The organism is Acinetobacter higginsii, assembly GCF_000369525.1.
Lineage (GTDB): Bacteria > Pseudomonadota > Gammaproteobacteria > Pseudomonadales > Moraxellaceae > Acinetobacter > Acinetobacter higginsii.
The window spans coordinates 2571297-2594467 of record NZ_KB850072.1; the positions used below are offsets into that span (position 1 = coordinate 2571297).

Here is a 23171-nt window from a genome sequence, read left to right on the forward strand (position 1 = left end):
TTCTTAAAAAATAATGTGATAAGTGTTCAATTCTGCTTATCGCCTTATCCATAAGAATCTTTGATTTATTACGCTACTTCTATTCTTTCCAATCAAAAATTCATTGATTTTTACAGATTATACTTTTTATTGATTGAACGTTCAATCAATAAAAAGTATGATAAAAAAATGTTATGATGCTCTACATCGAGAAATGTTGAATAAAAAGCACCTTGGCAGGGCTTTAAATGGATAAGCATGACAAAGCGTAGAGTAAAACCAGAGCATGTGCGACGTGAAGAAATTATTAGCGCCGCATTTTATGTAATTTCTGAAGTGGGGTTATCCAATACCACCATTGCACAGATTGCAAAAAAGGCCGAACTATCGACTGGTATTGTGAGCCACTATTTCGGTGACAAACAGGGATTGATCAATACCTGTATGCAAGAAATGCTCAACGTTTTGCGTCAAAAGACTGACCAATACAAAGCCGAAGCAGATACGCATCCAGAAAGCCAGATCAAGGCCATTATTGATTCCAACTTCGATATCAGTCAGGTCAACAAACAAGCCATGCGGGTCTGGTTAGACTTTTGGTCTGCCAGTATGCACCTTCCCGAACTTGGACGTTTACAACGAATTAATGATCAACGCCTGTATTCCAACTTGAAACATTATTTTCTTATGTTGGTCGATGATAAACAACAGGCAAGCATCGCTGCTCGCGGATTAGCAGCTTTGATTGACGGATTATGGTTACGCGGCAGTTTAAGTAGTCACGACGAGTTTGACAGCCAACTGGCCCGTTCCATTGCTTACGATTATGTAAAAACGCAAATTCAATTTGCGAACAAGCCTTTGCAGGAGAAACAGAATGAGTGATGCACAAGTTCACCAGTTATATATCCACGGACGTTATGTCGCAGCGACCAGTGGCAAAACATTTAACAGCATTAACCCTGCCAACGGTGAAGTGATCGCAACACTTCAACAAGCCTCACAACAAGACATTGAAGCGGCTGTTCAAAGCGCACAACAAGGCCAAAAAATCTGGGCAGCGATGACGGCGATGGAGCGTTCACGCATCTTACGTCGTGCAGTTGATATCTTACGTGAACGTAATGATGAACTTGCCCAGCTCGAAACCCTCGATACCGGTAAAGCCTATAGCGAAACCTCAACTGTGGATATCGTAACAGGCGCAGATGTACTCGAATACTACGCAGGTCTTGCAACCGCGATTCAAGGCGAGCAAGTGCCACTGCGCGAATCAAGCTTCTTTTATACTCGTCGTGAACCCCTCGGTGTAGTGGCTGGTATCGGTGCTTGGAACTATCCAATTCAAATCGCAATGTGGAAATCTGCGCCTGCCCTAGCAGCGGGTAATGCCATGATTTTCAAACCAAGCGAAACCACCCCACTGACTGCATTTAAACTTGCTGAAATCTATACCGAAGCGGGCGTACCAGACGGCGTATTTAACGTGGTCCAAGGTGCGGGTCGTGATATCGGTCAATGGCTGACTGAGCATCCTGTGATTGAAAAAATCTCGTTCACGGGTGGTGTAGAAACTGGCAAGAAAGTGATGGCCAGTGCCGCGGGTTCGACTTTGAAAGAAGTGACCATGGAGCTGGGTGGTAAATCACCGCTGATTATTTGTGATGATGCCAACCTCGACCGTGCTGCGGATATCGCAGTGATGGCAAACTTCTTTAGCTCGGGTCAAGTCTGTACCAATGGTACCCGTGTGTTTGTACCCAGAGCCTTGCTTGCGGATTTTGAAGCAGCGGTTGTAGAACGGGTAAAACGCATCCGTATCGGCGATCCGATGGCTGAGCAAACCAACTTCGGACCTCTCACCAGTTTTCCGCATATGGAAAAAGTATTGTCTTTCATTGAGTCAGGCAAACAGCAAGGTGCAAAACTATTAATCGGTGGTGGCCGTGCCACTGAAGGCGATCTTGCCAAAGGTGCTTATGTACTCCCGACGGTATTCAGCCACTGCCAAGATGATATGGCGATTGTACAAGAAGAAATCTTTGGCCCAGTGATGAGCATTCTCAGCTATGAAACTGAGGAAGAAGTGATCCGTCGTGCCAATGACACCACCTTTGGCCTAGCTGCAGGTGTGGTAACCCAAGACATCACTAAAGCACATCGTATGATTCATCAACTTGAAGCAGGTATCTGCTGGATCAATACCTGGGGCGAATCGCCTGCGGAAATGCCAGTGGGTGGCTACAAGCAATCTGGTGTTGGCCGTGAAAATGGCTTAACCACTTTAGGCCATTACACCCGTATCAAATCTGTTCAAGTTGAGTTAGGTGAATATCACAGCATTTTCTAATGCACTCAGCTTTCACCCTCAAAATTAATCCTCAATGCCGAGCAATCCCATGATTGCCTCGGCATCCTCAAGAATAGAAAAGGGATAACGATGAATACTCAAGCATATGACTACATTATCATTGGCGCAGGATCTGCCGGAAATGTGCTCGCAACACGTCTGACTGAAGACAAAGACGTGACTGTTTTACTTTTGGAAGCCGGTGGCCCAGACTACCGTTTAGATTTCCGTACTCAAATGCCAGCCGCTTTGGCTTTTCCTTTACAAGGCCGTCGCTATAACTGGGCCTATGAAACCGATCCTGAACCACACATGAACAATCGCCGTATGGAATGTGGTCGTGGTAAGGGCTTAGGTGGTTCTTCATTGATTAATGGCATGTGCTATATCCGTGGTAATGCCATGGATCTGGATCAGTGGGCAACCATGAAAGGTCTGGAAGACTGGACCTATGCAGACTGCTTGCCGTACTACAAAAAAGCTGAAACTCGTGATATCGGTGGTAATGACTACCACGGTGACCAAGGTCCTGTATCCGTCGCAACCCCTAAAAATGGCAACAATGTCTTGTTCCATGCCATGGTTGAAGCAGGCGTACAGGCAGGTTATCCACGTACCGATGACTTAAATGGTTATCAACAAGAAGGCTTTGGCCCAATGGACCGTACTGTGACCCCAAAAGGTCGTCGCTCAAGTACTGCCCGTGGTTATTTAGATATGGCCAAAGGTCGCCCGAATTTAACCATCGTCACCCATGCCACCACCAATAAAATCTTGTTTAATCAAAAACAGGCAGTGGGTGTGGAATATATTATTGGCGCAGACCAAGCCAATATGAAACAGGCACAAGCGAAACGTGAAGTCTTGCTCTGTGCAGGTGCGATTGCATCGCCACAAATCTTGCAACGCTCAGGTGTGGGTGAAAGCAACTTCCTGAAATCGATGGATATTGATGTCGTGCATGACTTGCCGGGTGTGGGTGAGAACCTGCAAGACCACTTGGAAATGTACTTGCAATATCAATGCAAGCAACCAGTATCACTCTACCCTGCCTTGCAATGGTACAACCAGCCTGCAATCGGTGCTGAATGGTTATTCAATGGCACAGGTGTGGGTGCAAGCAACCAGTTCGAAGCGGGTGGTTTTATCCGTAGCTCGGAAGAGTTTGACTGGCCGAATATCCAGTATCACTTCTTACCTGTTGCGATTAACTACAACGGTAGTAATGCAGTAAAAGAGCATGGCTTCCAAGCGCATGTCGGTTCAATGCGCTCACCGTCACGTGGTCGCATTAAGCTGAAATCAAAAGATCCGTTTGAGCATCCAAGTATTCTGTTCAACTACATGTCAACTGAACAAGACTGGCGTGAATTTCGTGACGCGATCCGTATCACTCGTGAAATTATGGCGCAACCTGCACTTGATCCGTATCGTGGTGAGGAAATCAGTCCGGGTAAACATATCCAAACGGATGCAGAACTAGATGAATTCGTACGCACCCACGCGGAAACAGCATTCCATCCTTCATGTAGCTGCAAAATGGGTGAAGACGACATGGCGGTGGTTGATGGTCAAGGTCGTGTTCACGGCGTACAAGGCTTACGTGTAGTCGATGCCTCAATTATGCCGTTGATCATTACCGGTAACTTGAATGCCACCACGATTATGATCGCAGAAAAAATTGCCGATCAAATCCGTGGTCAAAAACTCCCTCGTTCTGACGCGGCTTATTACAAAGCGGGTACAGCACCTGTACGTCAAGCGCCATTACGTCCAATACAATAAGCAAGAAATTCCTTTAGGGGATACCCGAAGCTGAGCTTCGGGTTTTACTTCATTCAGGGAGAAATGATGAAAAAAACCTTATTTTTAATTGCACCTTTGGCTTTTTATTTTCAAAGCACCCACGCCACTGAAACCACCTCACCCTACTCGGCCAATATCACTGCGGCCAGTCAATACGTTTCTCGCGGTTTTCAACAAACTTGGGGTAAACCTGCCTTACAAGGTGGACTGGATTACAACCATGCCAACGGTTTTTATGCAGGGACTTGGGCATCGACGGTAAGTGATCATTTTATTCGTGATGCCTCGGTCGAGTGGGATGTATATACGGGTTATAGCCGCAGTTTTGGTGATTTAACTATTGGTACCAAAGTCGCCTATTACTATTATCCTGGGGCAAAAACCACTGCGGATACCGGCAATACCCGTTTTGATTATGGGGAAATTATCCCTGAGATTAGCTATGGGCCGCTTAGCGTTAAATATGCGATGACCTATACCCAAGATTATTTCGGCAATAACTCGGATACCTTAGGCGTCGGTAACAATAAGCATTCACGTGGTTCAGGCTATTTGGATGTCAATTGGCACCAACCGATTACGCAAGGTTGGTCTGTCGATGCCCATTATGGTAATCAACGCATTAAAAACTTTTCTGCAGCCAGCTTCCAAGATGTCAGTTTTGCTGTCAACAAAGAACTGCCATACAGCCTTTCAAGCAGTTTGACCTATAGCAAAGCATGGGATAAAGACGGTTTTTATCAGCAATACAGCAATGGTAATCCCAACGCCAAAGTCTCCAATCCAATTGATTCAACTGTGACCCTGTCATTGACTAAAAGTTTCTAATCCTAGCTAGATCAAGTCTTCTGACATAAAAAAGCCGCTTCACTGCAAGCGGCTTTTTAAAATCTTGGATATTAAGGCTTGATCAGTTCAATCGTTGAACCTGCACGTTTTGGATCAATCAGAATTTTGGCATGTTGCTCTGGATCACGCAGCGCCTCAAAAGCATTGCCGACGCCTTCCAAACCGACCACACCCGTGATCAATGGTGAACAATCAACTTTACCTTCCGCAATCATATGCAGGGTGTCACGGAACTCAAGTGGGGTATAACCCAGCACATACTGGATTTCCAATTCTTTATTGATCGCCAACGCAGGTTCGATCTTGTCACTTTGCATACAAACCCCCACCCCAACAATACGTGAGAATAGCGGTGCACCTTCCAAGATCTGCTGCATAATCCCAGCCACACCCACGCACTCAAAAATCACCGGACGTTTTGGCAGTAACCCGAGTTTATCCCCGACACGCATGGCATTCACCCACGGTAATGAGTAGGTCTGAACCTTATCAAAAATCCCCATGCCCATATTAATCGCTTCTGAGACATTGCCTAATAAGCCAAGCTCTTTCCAACTGCTAAATGGCGATTGCTGTTTAGGGTCAATCAAGATATCTGCACCACACTGCTCGGCCAAGCGACGGCGATTCGGTGAAAAATCACTGGCGACTACGGTTTTGACACCCGCTGCTTTGAGCATAATAATCACACCCAAACCGACAGGGCCACAGCCAATCACGATGGCAGGCTCATTTTTCTTGATTCGACTACGACGTACTGCATGCAGCGCAACAGCCATCGGCTCAGTCAGTGCGGCACTGTCCGCATCTAAACCATTCGGCACTTCAAACATCAGACTGGATTGCACCAAGACCTGTTCTGCATAACCACCTGAAGCACTCGGTGACAGCCCTGTCGGCACATAGCCTTGTGGATCGACATTTAATAAAGGCATAGCACAAACCAAAGTATCGGCTTTCAATTTACGGCGTGTTTTTGGGCCGTAATCCAAGACTTTGCCGCAGAACTCATGCCCGAAAACCAATTTATCCGAGGACTTTGCCACCCCATTAAAGCCAACTCGCGCTGCCAAATCATGCATATGATCGCAGTGATGTTGCATGTGTAAATCAGAACCACAGATACCACAACGTACCACTTCAAGTAAGACTTGCCCCTTCGCAGGAACCAATTGAAGGCTGTCTTCCAGTTTTAACTCAGCGTTATGACAAATCAGAGATTTCATAGGATGCTTTCCTTTTTGTTTTATTCCCATTGTTCGCTTTTAGCACTTTGACCCGTTGCTGTACCAAGCAAACAACACATGACTCAATCCTGACAAGGATAATTGTCAAAAACTATGACCTAAATATCAATATATCGCAGTAATAAAGTCAGCAAATGATGTATTTTAAAATCGCTCAATTGATTCAAAAAAAGTTTAAAAATTATTCTCTTTTAACTTCAAATAGATGAATCTATTTTTCTAAATTGCTTCCCTATTTTTATTAAAACAATCAGATTTAAACCTTGCATTTAATAGTGTCTTTATGACACTATATATTTACTGGCTTTAAGCCACTATAAAAGAGAAACTAAAAATGACGATTCAACTTATGACAGCTCAAGCCAATGTTCCCATCGAGTTTTTGCAGTTTTCAGGTGGTGAACGTCATATTCAACTACAACCTGAGTTATTGAACCAATTACAAGCTGACACGCAGATCAAAGCCTCACTACAAAACAGCACTGATGTGATGGATTATCTATTACTGGAAAATGTGTTACTGCAACAAGGCACTCGCCTTTCGGTGGAAATCCCTTATTTTCCCTATGCACGTCAAGACCGTATCTGTGCACAAGGTCAGGCCTTCTCTCTAGATTTAATGACCAAGCTATTGAATAGCAATAGCGAAAAATTTGCAGGACAACGTCAGAAAATTGTGGTGTGGGATTGTCATAGCCCAGTGACGCTTGAGCTGTTACGCAAAAATACCAGCTTCCAAACGGTGATCAATATCGAACCGATTGAGATTATCCAGCAAAGCCCAGCATTGATGCAGATTTTAAGCGCCGACAATACGGTATTGATCTGCCCTGATGCAGGCGCAACACAACGCACCCAAGCGATTGCAAACGGCATCAATCCGCAACGCCAACAGACCATTGACGTGATTCACTGTGAAAAGAAACGCGATCCAAGCACTGGAAAAATTAGCACAACGGCGGTGGATAGCCCTGATTTGACAGGAAAAACAGCCGTGATCACCGATGATATTTGCGATGGTGGTGCCACCTTTATTGGTATTGCCAAACAACTACGCAGCCTAAATTGCCAAAACATTATTTTGTATGTCACCCATGGCATTTTTAGCAAAGGTCTCGCGGTATTTGATGGCTTGGTCGATCAGCTCTTTACCAGCAATAGCCTGCCACAAGCAGAAGCAAGCAAACTCAACATCATCAATTTTCAAAATCAAGATTAAAGCAAAAGGCCGATAAAAATGAGTATTAAAATTAACCCACTCAATGCAATTGATTTCTATAAAGCAGACCACCGTCGCCAGTATCCAGTGGGAACTGAATACGTCTATGCCAACTTTACCCCGCGTTCATCACGTTTAGCCAAAATGCTGCCTGACTTTGATGACAAGATTGTGTTCTTTGGTCTGCAAGGCTTTATCAAACACTTTCTGATTGAAACTTGGAATGAAGGCTTCTTCAATCAAGCTAAAGCCAAAGTGGTGGCAGCCTATAAACGCCGTATGGACAACGCTTTAGGTGAAGGTGCTGTGCCCGTCGAGCACATCGAAGCCTTGCACGATCTTGGTTATTTACCATTAAAAATTAAAGCCTTGCCAGAAGGTAGCCGCGTCAATATCAAAGTACCAGTATTGACCATCATCAATACTGATCCGAATTTCTTTTGGTTAACCAACTATATTGAAACCGTGCTCAGTGCCGAACTCTGGAAAAGCTGTACCACCGCCAGCATTGCCTATGAATACAAACGCTTGTTGACCCAATATGCAGAAAAAACAGGTGCACCTTTAGACTTTGTTGCTGTTCAAGGCCATGATTTTAGTAGCCGTGGGATGAGTGGGATCTATGATGCAGCCCAATCAGGCGTGGGGCACTTGACCAGTTTTATCGGTACCGATTCAGTTGCATCAATTGACTATGCTGAAGAATATTATAACGCCACTGGTGTCGTCGGTGTTTCAGTGCCTGCAACAGAACACAGTGTAATGTGTATGGGCAGTGAAGAAAGTGAAATCGAGACCTTTAGACGTTTGATCTGTGAACTCTATCCTACCGGTGTGGTCAGTATCGTCTCAGATACTTGGGATTTCTGGCGTGTGATTACCGAGTTTAGCGTGGAATTAAAAGCAGAGATTTTAAAACGCCAACCGAATGCCCTCGGACTCGCCAAAGTGGTGTTTCGTCCCGACTCAGGTGATCCCGTGAAAATTATCTGTGGCGATCCTGATGCAGAGCGAGATAGTCCCGCTTATAAAGGTGCAGTGCAATGTTTATGGGAGATTTTTGGTGGTACCGAAACAGCGCAAGGCTATAAAGTACTAAATGAGCGTGTTGGCTTAATCTATGGTGACTCAATTACCCTAGAACGTGCACAAAATATCTTAAACGGTTTGGAAGCCAAAGGCTTTGCTTCCAACAATCTGGTTTTTGGAATTGGCAGCTATACCTATAACTATTTGACTCGCGATAGCTTTGGTTTTGCGGTAAAAGCCACTTGGGGACAGGTCAATGGCGTCGGTCGCGAACTGTTTAAAGACCCAGTGACCGACTCGGGTGTTAAGAAATCAGCCAAGGGCTTATTACGGGTTGAACAAACCGAAAATGGTTTTGAGCTCTTTGATCAACAAAGCTTTGAACAGGAGAAGATGGGGGCACTGCAAACAGTATTTGAAAATGGTCAATTGTTAAGAGAATGCTCGCTTGATCAAATTCGGGAGAGATTGGTCTAAGCAATATCAAGACCTCTAATTTGCAGTTCATCTACGTTACATCATGACAGGCGGCATGGATGCCGCGCATTTAACAATCTTGCACGAAATTCAGAATGCTATTTTGAACTGGGCTCAGGATGCAGCATCAACTAACCGCAGCAATGAACAGTTTTTGCTTAGGCCTTATCCCCAAAAGTATGCAATTGCCAATACACAAAAGTTTTGATTTCTCGATGACGAATGTTGCTATGCCGAAACAAGCAGAACTATTTTTCATTTATAAACAGCACATTCAAATCTATAAAAACCTTTATACTTGACTCACTCATCCATGAGATAACGCCAAATGACCTATACGTCCGAACAGGAATACCTTGCCCACTACCGAAAAACAGACTATGACACCCCACTGTTTACAGTCGATATGGCAATTTTTTCTGTGGCAAAAGGTCAATTACAGGTCTTAATGATTCAGCGCTCCAACTTTCCCGAAAAAGGCAAATGGGCGCTACCAGGTGGTTTTGTCGATTTAAAAACCGACCCAGACTTAATGGCAACAGCCCACCGCAAACTACTTGAAAAAACAGGGATTCATTCCCCTTACCTAGAACAAGTCGAAACCATTGGCAATCAACATCGTGATCCACGCGGCTGGTCCATTACCGCTTTATATTTTGCCCTGATTGATTTTGACAAATTCGAAATTCAAGCAAGTCACACCACTGAGCATAGTCAATGGCTTCCAATCGATCAGGCATTACAGCTGGATTTAGCTTTTGATCATCAACAGCTACTCCAACTCGCTTATGATCGCCTTGGCAATAAAACCCGTTACACCGCTCTACCCGCCAGTCTCATGCCTGAGCTTTTTACCCTGACCGAATTACAAACCATTTATGAAATTATTTTAGGTCATACATTAGAAAAAAAATCATTCAGACGGCGTATGCAGGAAGCAGGTGCAGTTGAAGAAACGGGACAGCAAAAAATTGTCGGCAAGCGCCCTGCTCAATTGTTTCGCTATGCACTGGAAAATTATAACTTCACCTTTCCACGTATGTTGGAAACGCCACGCAACAACGCTGAAAATGAAAAGAGCTAAGATATTTCTAGCTTAGCTCCAATTACTGATCGTTTAAGTTTACTTCCACGTTTGACGAATTAAGTCCACCGCTTTTTCAGCAATCATAATCGTCGGTGCATTGGTATTACCATTCACCACGGTTGGCATAATGGAGGCATCAATAACTCGCAGTCCCTCAATACCATAGACTTTCAGTTCAGGATCAACCACGGCCATCTCATCCACACCCATTTTACAACTGCCGACTGGGTGATACACCGTATCGACACGTTGGCGTAAAATCTCACGAATTTCATCATCAGACTGCACATTGGCGGTAAACATATCCTCTTTAATTTTTTCACTTAAAGCGGGTGCGTTCATTAACTTTTGCGTGACTTTATAACCATCGACCATATCCTGAAGATCCTGTTCATCCTCAAGGAATTTAAAGTCAATCAGCAATGGATCATCCACATGTTTACCACTGAGTTTGACTGAACCACGCGCACGCGGATTCAACAAACAGACGTGGCATGAAATCCCGTGTCCCATATGCATGGTGCGCGCATGGTTATCTACCACAGCAATCACAAAATGCAGTTGTAAGTTTGGCTTATCCAGCTCAGGACGAGTTTTTAAGAAACCACCACACTCAGCAAAATTGGTGGTGATCAAACCGCGACGCTCTTTACGATAACGTCCAATCTGCTTGACTAGATCTAGGCTTCCACCCACTGACACCCCAAAGGTTCCCTCCATTTGCTTGGTCTTATAAGCAAAAATAAAGTCTGGATGGTCATGCAGGTTTTCACCCACACCGGCCAAATCTTTAACGACAGCAATACCGTGCTTTTCAAGCTCTTGACGTGGACCAATACCAGATAGCATCAAGACTTGTGGTGACTGGAATGCCCCTGCTGACAATAAGACTTCCTTCTTGGCACGAACAACCGTGCTTTGTCCATTGTGTTTATATTCGACCCCAACAGCACGACCATTTTCAATCACAATTTTTGACACCAAGGCTTTGGTAATCACATGTAGATTGGTGCGCTGGCCTAAATGAGGAAATAAATAACCTCGGGCAGCACTCCAGCGTTCACCATTTTTTTGCGTGACCTGATATACCCCAAGTCCTTCTTGTTCTGCGCCATTGAAGTCATCATTTAGCGGATAATTCACCTGCTTCGCAGCTTCAACAAAAGTTTTTTGATAAGGGTTATCTGAACGTAATTCACTGACATTAAGTGGACCATGCTGCCCATGATATTCATTACGAATACGCTCGTTATGCTCTGATTTTATAAAATATGGCAAAACATCATCATAAGACCATCCCGCATTACCCAAAGCAGCCCAATGATCGTAGTCACTGCGATGCCCACGGATATACACCATTGCATTGATGGCAGAACTACCACCTAAGCACTTACCTCGCGGTTGATAACCTTTTCGGCCATTCAATCCTTTTTGTGGAATGGTTTCTAAAGCCCAGTTATTAATTTTAGTCGGAATACTAATCACTGCTGCTGAAGGTGTATTCACCAACCAACTGTTGCCATCACCACCAGCTTCTAATAAACATACCGAAATATTTGGATTTTCTGATAATCGCCCAGCCAGTACCGATCCTGCTGAACCACCACCTATAATTACAAAATCAAAAGCTGTTTCTGTCATCGCTATACTCTGTTTTTTCTTTTTAAAAAGTGGAAGCATTATGCCGAACACGGCATTTAAATACTGTTGTAGTTGTCTAACCAATTCATATCAATATAAGCAACTTAACTGGATCATCCTCAAAGCGCAATAGCCAAATCAAGCAATGCCCTTGCAGTAAAAATGCAATCTTATTTAAAAGCTAACTTAATTTCTCTTTCTCTAATTTTTTCTGTTTCAGATACTCAACATGTTGACGATCTATTTTCCACGATTGTTCCAATACTTCTTTTTCAATACGATAGCGAATTCTTTTCTGTTTCATGGGGCTAATCACCTCCTCATTGAAACTTTTCACATATTTCAGCCAAGCCTTACCTCGAAACACATTTTCAGGCATTTCTGTTTTAAATTCACTGCGAGGCGTAAAAACAATAACCGAGTGCAAATATTGTGGATCTAACACGTCATTTAGAACCATCTCTAGCACTTTGCTATGTTTGTAATTCTGATGTAAAGGATTTTGAAATTTATAGCTTTTCTTATAGATCTTTTGCGTCCATTGTTTTTGTCGAACATCACCAAAAATCCACCCCGTATAGTTCTTCGTTTCTATAATAAAAACCCCATAAGGACTTATTAAAATATGATCAATTTGAGTTGTGCCTTGCTCGCCATCAGGCGATTGTCACGTTGTTTAATAACATGTACTCCTCTCCTAATCCCTTTTTTACATGAGCCGAAACCATCAACTCCCCTATTCTTCCTTTAAAATATGGTGAGTTCAAATAAGTGATAATAGAAAGAATAATAATGAAAAACATAAAATATAAAAGCATATTCATTCCCCAGTAATTTTAAATTTAATTTATTAAGAACAAAAAAGATCTAAAATTTTAAAATATATTTTATTAATATTCACTTAATTATTTATATTTTTATATTCATTATAAATTAGAATCAAACCACCCATAAGGATAAAAAACAGACCTAACAGCTTTAATCCATCTATTTTTCTAATTTGCATTCCTAGAAATCCAGTACTATCAATAATCGTTGCAAAGAGCATTTGTCCTAAGAAAACCCATAACAATGTATTTGTTGCTCCTATTTGAGGAGCTGCAAGAAACATACAAAGAATATAAAGAGAGCCAAGAAAACCTGGAAACCACATCCACCATGAGGTTTGTTGGTATAACGGAGGTTTAATAGTCCCATCAACGATTAATGCAATAATTAGTGATGCAATTGCTCCACCAATATAAAGCACAAAAGTTGATTGAATTTGAGAAGCACCACTTGTATTTCTAAAAGTATTTACCATTGCGAGCTGTAATGGAACGATCAAACCTCCCAATATGCTAATAAAGACATAACTAAGGTTTTGCATGGTCATTTTCTCTTTTTTATTTTGATTTAATCATATCGCAAATACCCAGCTTAACTCACCATTTTAGCCACTTCCTATTAACTCATCAGGACAATGTTTGCATTCCACTTTACTTTGAATAGCCAAACCAAGTAAAGAAACCATTTATTCGTTTTATTAAAACAAATTTTTCAAATAACTGAATATTATTTACTGGATAAAATAATGAAGGCACTCATCACCAAAGGTTGTCATACAGACCACGGTGGCATAGTACAAGAGGCAGATCACATCTCATTGAAGGGATTCCAGCACATGTAGAAGGAATGAAGCACTATTGCCCCAAATACCAAGTGATGGCTACAGCTCAATCCTCAGGCAAAGGCTTTTTAATGGCAGGCACTAGAACAATTATTATGGCAGGTGACAAAGCCACTTGCGGTGCAACTTTTTTCCCGAATCAAAGCCTTGTGGTGAGAGATAACGGAATCGGTGCAGGCGCGAATAATTCATCCGCTGTTAGCAACTTCCTCAATACCATCAGCCCTCAAGTTTTCGATGAGCAAGTGGCAGCTGAGTTTAGTTTTGCCGAAGGTATGCCCTACTTGATTGAAACAGCTGACGGTAAAATCTTTCAAGGCACAATTGGCGCTGATGGGAAACTGCCACGGATTGAAACAGAGGGACATGCTTCTTATAAGCTCTATTTAGGTGAAGAAGCACTCACCAAGCGTGGTGGCGATGCCAGTTAATCAATCGGGAACAGTTAAAACAAATCCCAAACGAGGCTCTGTTGCGGCTTGTAGTATGGTGGGAATCGTTCCAATTACCTTTAAAGAGTTATGGGATAATTACTATAGTGACAAAACTCCACCTTATAACATTAATGGACAAGCCCCGAAAGGGTTTGAAAATCAATGTGCAATTCGAATGAGCGTGACTTTGCATAAAGTAGGTGTAAAGATGACTACTTTTTCTCAGAACAATCTTAAACCTGAAGGGAAAGCGCCTACACTTGGTCGTATTGTATTAAACAATAAAGCGGCAGCAACAAGAGCAAATGAAATGGCGACCTGGCTTCAAACAAGACCTGTTTGTGGTATTGGCCCTGCAATCGTCATAACAGGGAGAGATTGGCAATCAAAAATCAAAGGTAAAACAGGAATTATATTTTTCGGAGAGTATTGGGAACGCGATGATGAAAGTGCAGATGCAGCGAGCGGTGGACATATCGATTTATGGAATAAATCAAAATTAACAGATAATTGGACAGTTTTTTGGCGCTTCACTATCGGTATTAGCAGGATGAGCCTTGGCCCATATAGCTATGCAGATTATGGAAAGGCTAAACGTATATTATTCTTTGAGGTCAAATGATAAAAAAAATTCTATACCCAATTGTAGGGGTAATATTTATTTTAGCAATTATGCAGTTTTCATATGATCCATTTATTTTTTTTACAGGAAAAATCCCCTGCAAAGAAGGATGCAGTACCGAGTTTATTTCCATACTCAAATATTGGTTTTGGGGAATAATACTTATGACAATTGCATTAAGTTATTGCTACGCGATTCAAAAAATAAAAAAAATAATTCTATTTTTCTATTTCAGTTTATTTTTCCTTACACATATATTTTTAATGTGGTACGCCTCGACCTATGGCTACGGACTCAATTTGAGCTATTAACTTCAAAAAATCCAGACGTAAAAAAACCGCTAACTTAGCGGTATTTTATCTCATCTTTTAAGATGATGGTCGGAGCAGTAGGATTCGAACCTACGACCCCCTGGTCCCAAACCAGGTGCACTACCAGGCTGTGCTATGCTCCGAAATTGGGGTGAATGACGGGATTCGAACCCGCGACAACTGGAATCACAATCCAGGGCTCTACCAACTGAGCTACATCCACCATCAAAACTTTGATTCTATATACCAAGCTGCCAAATGGCGCGCCTGACAGGATTCGAACCTGTGACCATCCGCTTAGAAGGCGGATGCTCTATCCAACTGAGCTACAGGCGCATAACGATGATAATACTATCACGATACTTCGCCGATATTTAAAACTATGTTTTTCAACATATTCTAAATGGTCGGAGCAGTAGGATTCGAACCTACGACCCCCTGGTCCCAAACCAGGTGCACTACCAGGCTGTGCTATGCTCCGATTTCTTTTCAGCTTTTAGTGTATCGCACATCGTGCGGTACGGTGTGCATTCTAGGCGCGACGCCTTAGAACGTCAACACCTATTTTCCAAAAAACTAATAAATCCTTATCAAATGTATATTTAACAAGCATTTTCAGACATTTTAGCGTTTCAAAGAAGCACTAAAGTTCAACATTCGATCTAAGGGTAATTTCGCACGTTCAGCTAGGGCTGGATCAACGTGTATTTCTTGATCAGCATGCTGTAATACATGCAAAATACCATCCAATTCGTTCATTGCCATCCACGGGCAATGTGCACATGAACGACACGTTGCACCCTCACCTGCAGTTGGTGCTTCAAATAATTCTTTATCTGGTGCGGCTTGCTGCATTTTATAGAAAATGCCGCGATCTGTTGCCACGATCATTTGTTTATGCGGCAAGGTCTGTGCTGCTTTAATCAATTGCGAGGTACTTCCCACCGCATCAGCAATATCTACCACCGATTCAGGTGACTCAGGGTGAACCAATACTGCAGCATCTGGATAGAGTGCTTTCATTTGCGCAATACCACGCGCACGGAACTCTTCATGCACGATACATGCACCATCCCACAACAACATTTCAGCGCCAGTTTTCTTTTGAATATAGCGACCTAAATGCTGGTCAGGTGCCCAAATAATTTTTTCACCCAAACTGTCCAAGTGCTCAATGATCTCTACCGCACAACTTGAAGTCACCACCCAATCGGCACGTGCTTTCACAGCCGCCGAGGTGTTGGCATAGACCACCACGGTATGATCAGGGTGCTGATCACAGAATGCAGTGAACTCATCGACAGGACAGCCCAAATCGAGTGAACAGGTTGCTTCTAGGGTTGGCATCAACACGGTTTTTTCAGGGGATAAGATTTTTGAAGTTTCGCCCATAAACTTCACGCCTGCCACCACAAGCGTTGTTGCAGGATGATCACGACCAAAACGCGCCATTTCCAATGAATCAGAAACACAGCCACCTGTCAGTTCGGCAAGCTCTTGCACTTCCGGATCACAGTAATAGTGAGCCACAAGCACTGCATTGCGTTTTTTCAACTCTGCTGCAATTTGGGCAAACTTTTCTTGTTTCACTTCTGGGCTAAGGCTATTGTCCTTTGGCTCGCCCAAACGATCTAAATGCGCCTGCACAATATTTTTGGCTTCGTTCGCAATTAAATTCGCATCATTCATAAAACGTCTTCTCTATCCTGCGTGCTTGCATCACTGCAAACTTTTAACGTGGGTAATGGCGTGATCATTTGGGAAAAATCACCTCATCCACAAACTAGCTTATAAAAAAAGCCCCACTGTGGAGGCTTTATTATAACGCAAATTTATGAGCGATAATCGGCATTAATTTTGACATAGTCGTAAGAAAAGTCACAGGTATAAACCGTATCTTTTGCTGTACCACGACCAAGGTCAATACGAATGCTAATTTCTTTCTCAGCCATGACGGCTGCGCCGGCTTCTTCGGTATAGTCAGGGTTTGCACCACCATCCAAGCAGATTTGTACATCACCAAGCCAAACTTGAACTTTGCTACTGTCTAGGTTTGGCACACCCGCCTTACCAATCGCCATCACAATACGACCCCAGTTTGGATCTGAGGCAAATAAAGCCGTTTTAATTAACGGTGACTCAGCAACGCTATAGGCCACATCACAACATTCTTGGGTATTGGCTCCGCCTTCCACCTGAACGGTAATGAACTTGGTCGCGCCTTCACCATCACGCACAATCAATTGCGCCAAACGATTCATAATACGTGCAAGCACATCAAGCACTTGTTGATAACGTGCATCATCTTGGCTCTGAATTTCAGCACCACCAGCTAGACCCGTTGCGACAAAGATACAAGAGTCATTGGTCGAGGTATCACCATCAATGGTAATGCGGTTAAAAGAATGCTCAACCGTAGTTTGCAATAAACGCTGTACCAATTCAGCACTAATCGGGGCATCGGTTGCAACGAAGCTGAGCATGGTCGCCATATTCGGACGAATCATGCCAGCGCCTTTGCTGATTCCCGTCATGGTATAAGTCACACCATCCAGCTCAAACTGTTCAGATGCACCTTTTGGTGTGGTATCTGTGGTCATGATGCCTGATGCCGCGTCCGCCCAACGATCTGCATTTAAATCATTTAATGCAGGTTGAATGCCTTGTACTAAACGTTCAATCGGGAGTTGCTCACCAATCACACCAGTTGAAAACGGTAAAATCTGATTGGCTTGAACCCCGGTTAACTCAGCTAATTTGGCACAAGTCGCTTCTGCATTTTTATAACCAACTGTTCCTGTTGCAGCATTGGCATTGCCCGTATTGATAATCAAGTAACGTGGGGTATTTTCTGTTAAATGCTTTTTACTCAATTGAACAGGCGCAGCTGCAAAAGCGCTTTGGGTAAATACCCCTGCAACATTTGAGCCTTCGGCAAATTCAAAAATGACTAAATCTCGTCGATTTGGATAACGTACATACGCCTCAGTTGAGCCAATTTTTACACCCTGCACCACATGCATAAGTGGCATTGTTACGTCACCAACAGCCATTTTTAAACTTCCATTCAATTTGTTATGAAAAAGAAAATGAATACATACCCTATATATGAGACTCGGAAAGGTCATCTACAACCTGCGTGGTATTTGTAATATCCCGTTTCTGCGATAGATAAAACAAATGCAACAAGTGAACAGGTTTTGTAGATGACAATGCCTTTGGTTACTTTGGGCGAAACCAAAGTAACTCGAACCGAAGGTTATTCCTAATATTGAATTACACTAAGCAAGACACCGCCTCGCTAATAACTGAGTTACGGTTCAAGTCATAAAATATGTCGATTCATATCTGTTAAGTAGCTTATTCCAAAAAGAAATGAAAATCGAGTATTAACACTACAGATTATGGAATTTGGCTTTGCTCTAAACTGAGTAAAATCTGCTTCTTATCCAAACCACCTGCAAAACCCACCAAAGCCCCACTCGAACCAATCACCCGATGACACGGCGCAATAATTGAAATCGGGTTTTTCCCATTGGCTGCTCCAACAGCACGAACCGCTTTTTCATTGCCCAACTGAATAGCAATGTCTTTATAACTGCGTGTTTCCCCATAAGGAATACTCAATAAAGCCTGCCAGACTTGTTGCTGAAATGCAGTGCCTTGAAAATCAAGTGGTAAATCAAACTGCTGACGTTGTCCTGCAAAATATTGTTCTAATTGTTGTTTGACGCGATGCAGCATTGGATGCTGGCGATCTTCAATCAGCTCAGAAAGCCGCACCCGTTTATGGTCTTCATTGTCCCACATCACGGCGACCAGCGCCTGATCATGAGCAACCAGCTTTAATGCACCCACAGGAGAATCCATGTACATATACACCAGTTGCATCACGCTCTCCTCAATCATTAATTTGATGATAACTTCATCAATACAAGACCTGAAACAATTAATACCGCTGCGATCATGCGCATAGCCGTCATCGGTTCATTCAAGATCAAAATGCCGACAACAAATGATCCTATTGCCCCGATTCCCGTCCAGATGGTATAGGCCGTTCCAAGTGGTAAAGTCCGCATCGACATCGAAAGTAATACCACACTTAAAATCATGAAAACAATGGTCACGATACTTGGCGTTAACTTGGTAAATCCTTCAGACATTTTCATGGAATATGCCCAAATAACTTCAAAAATACCTGCCAAAATTAAAATTGCCCATGCCATTTTATTACGCTCAACTTTATCGAGTGTCGGGTCGTCCCAACGTGATTCTTTCGAGGGAGGTCGTCCTCCTAGGTGCAGCAGTGTACTGTAAAACATGAAAATCATGTGATTTGTTATGTATCTAAAACCACTAAGACATTGAAAAGATAAGCATTCTATTCAAATGCATTACTGCCAAATAATCTGATCGACCCGCATCAACTCACATGCACCATTACCCGTATCCTCTCGAGATAAAGAACTCTTCCAACGCCAACCATCTTTGGCCTGAATCTCAATCAGTGAGCCTTTTAAATACACCAAATCATCTTGTTTAATTTTTTTCATTTGTGCTGCAATTGTGGCATTGGCGGCGACCAGATGCATATTGGCACTATGTGTTGCAATCTGCCGTAGAGGAATGGGTGGCTCATGATCGACAGACCAACGATACCAGCGGTTACTTTGGGAAATATCAAGCTGTTTGTAGACCTGAGGATTGGCCATTTCTCCCCAACCTACGGCAATATCCATAGGAGAAAACTCAGCTTCACGCCCTAAGTGATAATCTGCTCTCGACAGTACACGAAATGAGCCTTCATAATTTTCTAAGGCCACAACTTGTACCCCTTGCTGAGTCGTAATCTGACTGATATCAGGTGTAGGCTTAATCCATTTTGTCCACAGCATCCAACCGAGTGCAATCACCAGCAAGCCATACATCCATCTCGGCATGTTATTGATCCTGTTTATTTTGTGTGGCTTTTATCCATTGCCTAAATCGTTCTAAAACAGCTGAAAAGAACTGCTGAATCAAACTGAATGCATTTCCATCCTGCTGCTGATCTTTATTCTGAGCGACTTGTGGTTTAGAGGTCGCCAGTTCCATCGGTTCATAATGCGGCATGGTTTGCTGTAATTCCGCACCGAGATTCAAACACTGTAATGCGGCAGTCACCTCAGCAATCGAGTCCTGATGATAGAGGGCTAAATGGCGTGCTTCTAAATCAATACAGTGTTCAATGAGTTGATCTGAAAAAGGCAGTAATGCTTTTCTTACGCGCTGCTCTTCTACAGCACTACTCATATGAGGGATATAGTAAAAACTCACATTCATACTGCCATCGGCAGGAATCAACTCAAGCTGAGAAGCCGACACACGTTGAGATTTTTCTCTCAAGTTAGTCGACGCGTTTAGTTTATCTATTATTGGATTGTCTTGTTGTTCTAAAGCCATTTATGCACCATGAATGACTCAAAAAAGATACTGTCAGTATAAACCAACAGTATCTCGAAAAAATGACATTTTAAACAAAATATCAGAACTTTAGCGACAGACCAGCACCATAGACCCAACCGGTTTTGGAGTCACTGGCGGTTTGCCAGTTGGTTTCCTTACGCCCTTTGCTATAACCATAGCCAACATCGATAAAAGGCATCACTCGATTCTTGACGATTTCATAGCGGGTTTTAACCCCCACTTCTGCATCGGCAAGGCCTGTTTTAGCAGCATACTTGGATTCATCGCGCAGTACCCATTCCATTTCCAGATATGGTTGCAGAATCAACTTTTGAGTCAGCAACAAATCTCGTTCTGTTTCCAACACAAAGCGCCATTGTTGGTCTTGTCCGACATACAGATGCGCATCGGTTTCGAAGAAATACTGCGCCATGCCGTGAAAACCAACAACACCCTCAAATTGTTCCTTATCCACCTCACGTTCAGGGTTATAGCGATAATTTACCCCAGCTTGTACATCCCAGAAATCTGCAATATTCCGACTGTATAGCGCAGCCAGACTTTGCTCCGATTTTTCTGACTCGGCCTTGGCATAGTCCGCGATGATGAATAATTTATTTTCATCAGTTCCCACCCAAGTTTTTAACTTGGACTTGAGCGTGCCCTGCCCATCTTCATCAAGTAGCCATTGCGTATCTAACTGCGTCGACTGATAAATCTGTCCACCATGTTCCTTATAATGGTCAGCATGCCCATCTTGATTCTGCGTTTGAGGGGAAATGCTTGGGCTTTGATGCTGTGAATGGTCCATCGGCATCGATGCATTCATTGTCATGTTCTGCTGTGCCGACATATCCATTTGCATCGAGTGATCATGTCCTTCATGTGCATAGGTCAATGCACTGAAAGAAGAGACAATGCCACCAATCGCCAATAATTGTGTATAACGTTTCATCTTAGAAGATTGCTTAGTGATGTGCATGGCTCGCTCCTTGAGATGATTGAACTGGTGTTGTTTGTGCTGCTTTGCTGTCATCCACATTGGCGACAATTAACTTACTCATCATGCCCGCACTCATGTGATACAACAGATGACAATGGATCGCCCATTCACCGATTTCATCCGCAGTCAATAAAGCCGTAACGGTCTTACCCGGTGGTACGACTAGAGTATGTTTATTTGGCATATCTTGAGGTGCCTGACCATTTTCCAGTTGCATAAACATGCCATGTAAATGCATCGGATGCGCCATCATACTGTCATTGACAAATTTGAGTCGGATACGCTCGCCATAACGTACGGTTAAAGGCTTAAAGTCAGGATCGCTAAATTTCTTGCCATCAATGGTCCAGATATAACGTTCCATGGTTCCACCCAAACGAATTACCACTTCACGTTCTGCTGGACGGCTATAGCTTTCAGGTTGTGGCTTTAAAGATTGCAAATCTGCATAACTTAACGCTTTATGACCTGCTGGCGTTGCTGCATTGGCCCAACCCTGCACGGTATCCGTCTTTGAAGTGTCCGTAGTGGCAGTTGATTGATGCTGGCTATGGTCCATATTGCTCATATCCATTTGAGCATGTGCACTGTGATCCATAGTGGACTGCGAAGTTGTTGCAGTCTTCGCCATGTCTTGCGGCATCTGGTGCTGACTATGATCCATATCCGCCATATTCATTTGAGCATGTGCACCATGATCCATAGCAGGCTGCGAAGTCGTTGCAGTCTTCGCTTTATCTTGCGACACCTGATGCTGGCTATGATCCATATTCGCCATATTCATTTGAGCATGTGCACCATGATCCATAGCAGGCTGCGAAGTCGTTGCAGTCTTCGCCTTATCTTGCGACATCTGATGCTGGCTATGATCCATATTGCCCATATTCATTTGACCATGCGCACCATGATCCATGCCCATATCTTCCATGGTTAATAAAGCTCGTGGACGCGCTTTAGGGATCTGAACCTTTTGTGTATTGGGCGTCATGCTATTGTGCAGTGAGCCAATGGCAAAGCCAGTACGGTCAATCGACTCTGCTTCAATCTGATAATGGGCTTGTTTGGGCTCAACCAATACATCATAAGTTTCGGCTGTTCCAATACGGAATTCATCCACAGGAACAGGTTTCACGGGCTGGCCATCGGCACTGACCACAGTCATTTTTAAGTTGGGAATACGCACATCAAAGAAAGACATTGCAGAAGCATTGATAAAACGTAAACGTACTTTTTCACCCGCGTTAAAAGCACCGGTCCAGTTTTGTTGTGGTGTCTGACCATTGACCAAGAAGGTATAGCCGTCTACATCGCCCATGTCGGTTTTGGCCATACGCATCTGATTCCATGCGGAACGGTCTTGCCATGTGGCTTTTAAACCCTGCGTTTTAACTTGTTTCCAGACATCACCCAGTGTTTCACGATGGTTTTGGTAGTATTCAGCAGACTTTTTCAAATTCGCCATGATCTTGTCACTTTCCGTTTCATGGAAATCCGACAACATCACCACATAATCACGTTCAGCTTTCTCATGTGCAGCAACAGATTGCTTGCCTTTTGGATAAATCACCAACGCGCCATACAAACCATCTTGTTCCTGCCCTTTGCTATGTGCGTGATACCAATAGGTGCCGTTTTGACGTACTTTGAAACGGTACTCAAAGCTGCCATTCGGCTTAATTCCTTGGAAACCATTAAAACCTGGTACACCATCCATCAATCCAGGCAACAACAGTCCATGCCAATGCAAAGAGGTATCTTGATTTTTGAGTTGGTTATGCACATGAATGACCGCTTCATCACCCTCTTCAAATTCTAAGAGCGGGGCGATAAATTTACCGTTTACGGTAATGCGTTTGACGGGCTTGCCAGTGATATTCACCATCCCTTCATTAATGTTCAGATGATATTCTTTAATAGCAGCCAAAGTATAAGGCGCAAACAATAGGCTTAAGCTAGCGACAACACCAGCATATAGTTTTGAAGACATGATAATTTCCTAATCT

General features: G+C 43.2%; 20 protein-coding genes, 4 tRNA genes and 1 pseudogene. 9 read left to right on the forward strand and 16 right to left on the reverse strand.

Going from position 1 to position 23171, the window contains the following annotated elements; translation table 11 throughout:
• Window positions 1–237: 237 nt before the first annotated feature.
• The 4 genes from betI to F902_RS18215 all read left to right on the forward strand — a co-directional run bounded on the left by betI (window position 238) and on the right by F902_RS18215 (window position 4963).
• Entirely contained in the window at window positions 238–864 is a 627-nt protein-coding gene (gene betI / locus F902_RS18200) for a transcriptional regulator BetI (protein WP_004804724.1), read from the forward strand.
• Window positions 857–2329, forward strand: a complete 1473-nt coding sequence (gene betB / locus F902_RS18205; RefSeq protein ID WP_005205677.1) for a betaine-aldehyde dehydrogenase — start codon at window positions 857–859, stop codon at window positions 2327–2329. Before betI ends, betB begins: the two co-directional genes overlap by 8 nt.
• A 90-nt stretch (window positions 2330–2419) precedes the next feature.
• Complete coding sequence (gene betA / locus F902_RS18210) at window positions 2420–4114, forward strand: choline dehydrogenase (protein ID WP_005205679.1); 1695 nt, start codon at window positions 2420–2422, stop codon at window positions 4112–4114.
• Window positions 4115–4180: 66 nt separating this feature from the next.
• Complete coding sequence (locus F902_RS18215; RefSeq protein ID WP_005205682.1) at window positions 4181–4963, forward strand: TorF family putative porin; 783 nt, start codon at window positions 4181–4183, stop codon at window positions 4961–4963.
• Between the two features lie 71 nt (window positions 4964–5034).
• Here F902_RS18215 and F902_RS18220 read toward each other — a convergent pair whose 3' ends face one another.
• Entirely contained in the window at window positions 5035–6210 is a 1176-nt protein-coding gene (locus F902_RS18220; RefSeq protein WP_005205683.1) for a zinc-binding dehydrogenase, read from the reverse strand.
• 355 nt (window positions 6211–6565) lie between these two features.
• Between F902_RS18220 and F902_RS18225 the strand changes: the two genes are divergently transcribed.
• From F902_RS18225 to ntrR, 3 genes are all read left to right on the forward strand, one after another.
• Window positions 6566–7450: a phosphoribosyltransferase family protein gene (locus tag F902_RS18225; RefSeq protein WP_005205685.1), complete on the forward strand. Its 885-nt coding sequence runs from the start codon at window positions 6566–6568 to the stop codon at window positions 7448–7450.
• 18 nt (window positions 7451–7468) lie between these two features.
• Window positions 7469–8956, forward strand: coding sequence for a nicotinate phosphoribosyltransferase (locus F902_RS18230; protein ID WP_005205687.1), 1488 nt, complete (start codon window positions 7469–7471; stop codon window positions 8954–8956).
• 328 nt (window positions 8957–9284) lie between these two features.
• Window positions 9285–10040 (forward strand): ADPR responsive transcriptional repressor NtrR, encoded by a 756-nt coding sequence (gene ntrR, locus F902_RS18240; protein WP_005205688.1) that lies wholly within the window; start codon window positions 9285–9287, stop codon window positions 10038–10040.
• Window positions 10041–10079: 39 nt separating this feature from the next.
• Here the strand turns inward: ntrR and F902_RS18245 are convergent, their stop codons facing one another.
• The 3 genes and pseudogenes from F902_RS18245 to F902_RS18255 all read right to left on the reverse strand — a co-directional run bounded on the left by F902_RS18245 (window position 10080) and on the right by F902_RS18255 (window position 13053).
• On the reverse strand, window positions 10080–11684 hold the full coding sequence (locus F902_RS18245) for a GMC family oxidoreductase (protein ID WP_005205689.1): 1605 nt from the start codon (window positions 11682–11684) through the stop codon (window positions 10080–10082).
• A 181-nt stretch (window positions 11685–11865) separates the two neighbouring features.
• Window positions 11866–12502, reverse strand: a pseudogene (locus tag F902_RS18250) (nuclease-related domain-containing protein).
• 83 nt (window positions 12503–12585) lie between these two features.
• On the reverse strand, window positions 12586–13053 hold the full coding sequence (locus tag F902_RS18255; protein WP_005205692.1) for a DMT family transporter: 468 nt from the start codon (window positions 13051–13053) through the stop codon (window positions 12586–12588).
• Window positions 13054–13358: 305 nt separating this feature from the next.
• Here F902_RS18255 and F902_RS18260 point away from each other — a divergent pair, with 305 nt between their 5' ends.
• The gene (locus tag F902_RS18260) at window positions 13359–13784 is read left to right on the forward strand and encodes a PAAR domain-containing protein (protein WP_241862161.1); all 426 of its coding nucleotides are present in this window, start codon (window positions 13359–13361) and stop codon (window positions 13782–13784) included.
• Entirely contained in the window at window positions 13774–14409 is a 636-nt protein-coding gene (locus F902_RS18265; protein ID WP_005205695.1) for a type VI secretion system amidase effector protein Tae4, read from the forward strand. Before F902_RS18260 ends, F902_RS18265 begins: the two co-directional genes overlap by 11 nt.
• Window positions 14410–14786: 377 nt before the next feature.
• Here the strand turns inward: F902_RS18265 and F902_RS18275 are convergent.
• From F902_RS18275 to F902_RS18330, 12 genes are all read right to left on the reverse strand, one after another.
• Window positions 14787–14863 (reverse strand) — tRNA-Pro (locus F902_RS18275).
• Window positions 14864–14867: 4 nt separating this feature from the next.
• Window positions 14868–14943: transfer RNA gene (locus tag F902_RS18280), tRNA-His, on the reverse strand.
• A 36-nt stretch (window positions 14944–14979) separates the two neighbouring features.
• Window positions 14980–15056 (reverse strand) — tRNA-Arg (locus F902_RS18285).
• A gap of 68 nt (window positions 15057–15124) precedes the next feature.
• A tRNA-Pro gene (locus F902_RS18290) sits at window positions 15125–15201 on the reverse strand.
• A 143-nt stretch (window positions 15202–15344) separates the two neighbouring features.
• Window positions 15345–16409: a quinolinate synthase NadA gene (nadA, locus tag F902_RS18295; protein WP_004655525.1), complete on the reverse strand. Its 1065-nt coding sequence runs from the start codon at window positions 16407–16409 to the stop codon at window positions 15345–15347.
• 143 nt (window positions 16410–16552) lie between these two features.
• Window positions 16553–17773 carry a bifunctional glutamate N-acetyltransferase/amino-acid acetyltransferase ArgJ gene (gene argJ / locus F902_RS18300; RefSeq protein ID WP_005205699.1) on the reverse strand — a complete coding sequence of 407 codons (1221 nt, stop codon included), beginning with the start codon at window positions 17771–17773 and terminating at the stop codon, window positions 16553–16555.
• A gap of 349 nt (window positions 17774–18122) precedes the next feature.
• Entirely contained in the window at window positions 18123–18611 is a 489-nt protein-coding gene (locus tag F902_RS18305; RefSeq protein WP_005205701.1) for a methylated-DNA--[protein]-cysteine S-methyltransferase, read from the reverse strand.
• Window positions 18612–18628: 17 nt separating this feature from the next.
• Complete coding sequence (locus F902_RS18310; protein WP_004655532.1) at window positions 18629–18946, reverse strand: DMT family transporter; 318 nt, start codon at window positions 18944–18946, stop codon at window positions 18629–18631.
• A 168-nt stretch (window positions 18947–19114) separates the two neighbouring features.
• Window positions 19115–19660, reverse strand: coding sequence for a hypothetical protein (locus tag F902_RS18315; protein WP_005205704.1), 546 nt, complete (start codon window positions 19658–19660; stop codon window positions 19115–19117).
• A gap of 1 nt (window position 19661) precedes the next feature.
• Window positions 19662–20162, reverse strand: a complete 501-nt coding sequence (locus F902_RS18320) for a hypothetical protein (protein WP_005205709.1) — start codon at window positions 20160–20162, stop codon at window positions 19662–19664.
• An 82-nt stretch (window positions 20163–20244) separates the two neighbouring features.
• Window positions 20245–21147: a copper resistance protein B gene (locus F902_RS18325; protein WP_005205711.1), complete on the reverse strand. Its 903-nt coding sequence runs from the start codon at window positions 21145–21147 to the stop codon at window positions 20245–20247.
• Window positions 21134–23155 (reverse strand): multicopper oxidase domain-containing protein, encoded by a 2022-nt coding sequence (locus tag F902_RS18330; RefSeq protein ID WP_005205713.1) that lies wholly within the window; start codon window positions 23153–23155, stop codon window positions 21134–21136. The genes F902_RS18325 and F902_RS18330 overlap by 14 nt, the downstream gene beginning before the upstream one ends.
• Window positions 23156–23171 lie beyond the last annotated feature (16 nt).

What these genes read in the sequence shown, in the direction of transcription:
- betI (WP_004804724.1), top strand. Translation starts at nt 238, where the DNA reads ATGACAAAGCGTAGAGTAAAACCAGAGCATGTGCGACGTGAAGAAATT.
- betB (WP_005205677.1), top strand. Translation starts at nt 857, where the DNA reads ATGAGTGATGCACAAGTTCACCAGTTATATATCCACGGACGTTATGTC.
- betA (WP_005205679.1), top strand. Translation starts at nt 2,420, where the DNA reads ATGAATACTCAAGCATATGACTACATTATCATTGGCGCAGGATCTGCC.
- F902_RS18215 (WP_005205682.1), top strand. Translation starts at nt 4,181, where the DNA reads ATGAAAAAAACCTTATTTTTAATTGCACCTTTGGCTTTTTATTTTCAA.
- F902_RS18220 (WP_005205683.1), bottom strand. Translation starts at nt 6,210, where the DNA reads ATGAAATCTCTGATTTGTCATAACGCTGAGTTAAAACTGGAAGACAGC.
- F902_RS18225 (WP_005205685.1), top strand. Translation starts at nt 6,566, where the DNA reads ATGACGATTCAACTTATGACAGCTCAAGCCAATGTTCCCATCGAGTTT.
- F902_RS18230 (WP_005205687.1), top strand. Translation starts at nt 7,469, where the DNA reads ATGAGTATTAAAATTAACCCACTCAATGCAATTGATTTCTATAAAGCA.
- ntrR (WP_005205688.1), top strand. Translation starts at nt 9,285, where the DNA reads ATGACCTATACGTCCGAACAGGAATACCTTGCCCACTACCGAAAAACA.
- F902_RS18245 (WP_005205689.1), bottom strand. Translation starts at nt 11,684, where the DNA reads ATGACAGAAACAGCTTTTGATTTTGTAATTATAGGTGGTGGTTCAGCA.
- F902_RS18255 (WP_005205692.1), bottom strand. Translation starts at nt 13,053, where the DNA reads ATGCAAAACCTTAGTTATGTCTTTATTAGCATATTGGGAGGTTTGATC.
- F902_RS18260 (WP_241862161.1), top strand. Translation starts at nt 13,359, where the DNA reads ATGAAGCACTATTGCCCCAAATACCAAGTGATGGCTACAGCTCAATCC.
- F902_RS18265 (WP_005205695.1), top strand. Translation starts at nt 13,774, where the DNA reads ATGCCAGTTAATCAATCGGGAACAGTTAAAACAAATCCCAAACGAGGC.
- nadA (WP_004655525.1), bottom strand. Translation starts at nt 16,409, where the DNA reads ATGAATGATGCGAATTTAATTGCGAACGAAGCCAAAAATATTGTGCAG.
- argJ (WP_005205699.1), bottom strand. Translation starts at nt 17,773, where the DNA reads ATGGCTGTTGGTGACGTAACAATGCCACTTATGCATGTGGTGCAGGGT.
- F902_RS18305 (WP_005205701.1), bottom strand. Translation starts at nt 18,611, where the DNA reads ATGCAACTGGTGTATATGTACATGGATTCTCCTGTGGGTGCATTAAAG.
- F902_RS18310 (WP_004655532.1), bottom strand. Translation starts at nt 18,946, where the DNA reads ATGGCATGGGCAATTTTAATTTTGGCAGGTATTTTTGAAGTTATTTGG.
- F902_RS18315 (WP_005205704.1), bottom strand. Translation starts at nt 19,660, where the DNA reads ATGCCGAGATGGATGTATGGCTTGCTGGTGATTGCACTCGGTTGGATG.
- F902_RS18320 (WP_005205709.1), bottom strand. Translation starts at nt 20,162, where the DNA reads ATGGCTTTAGAACAACAAGACAATCCAATAATAGATAAACTAAACGCG.
- F902_RS18325 (WP_005205711.1), bottom strand. Translation starts at nt 21,147, where the DNA reads ATGCACATCACTAAGCAATCTTCTAAGATGAAACGTTATACACAATTA.
- F902_RS18330 (WP_005205713.1), bottom strand. Translation starts at nt 23,155, where the DNA reads ATGTCTTCAAAACTATATGCTGGTGTTGTCGCTAGCTTAAGCCTATTG.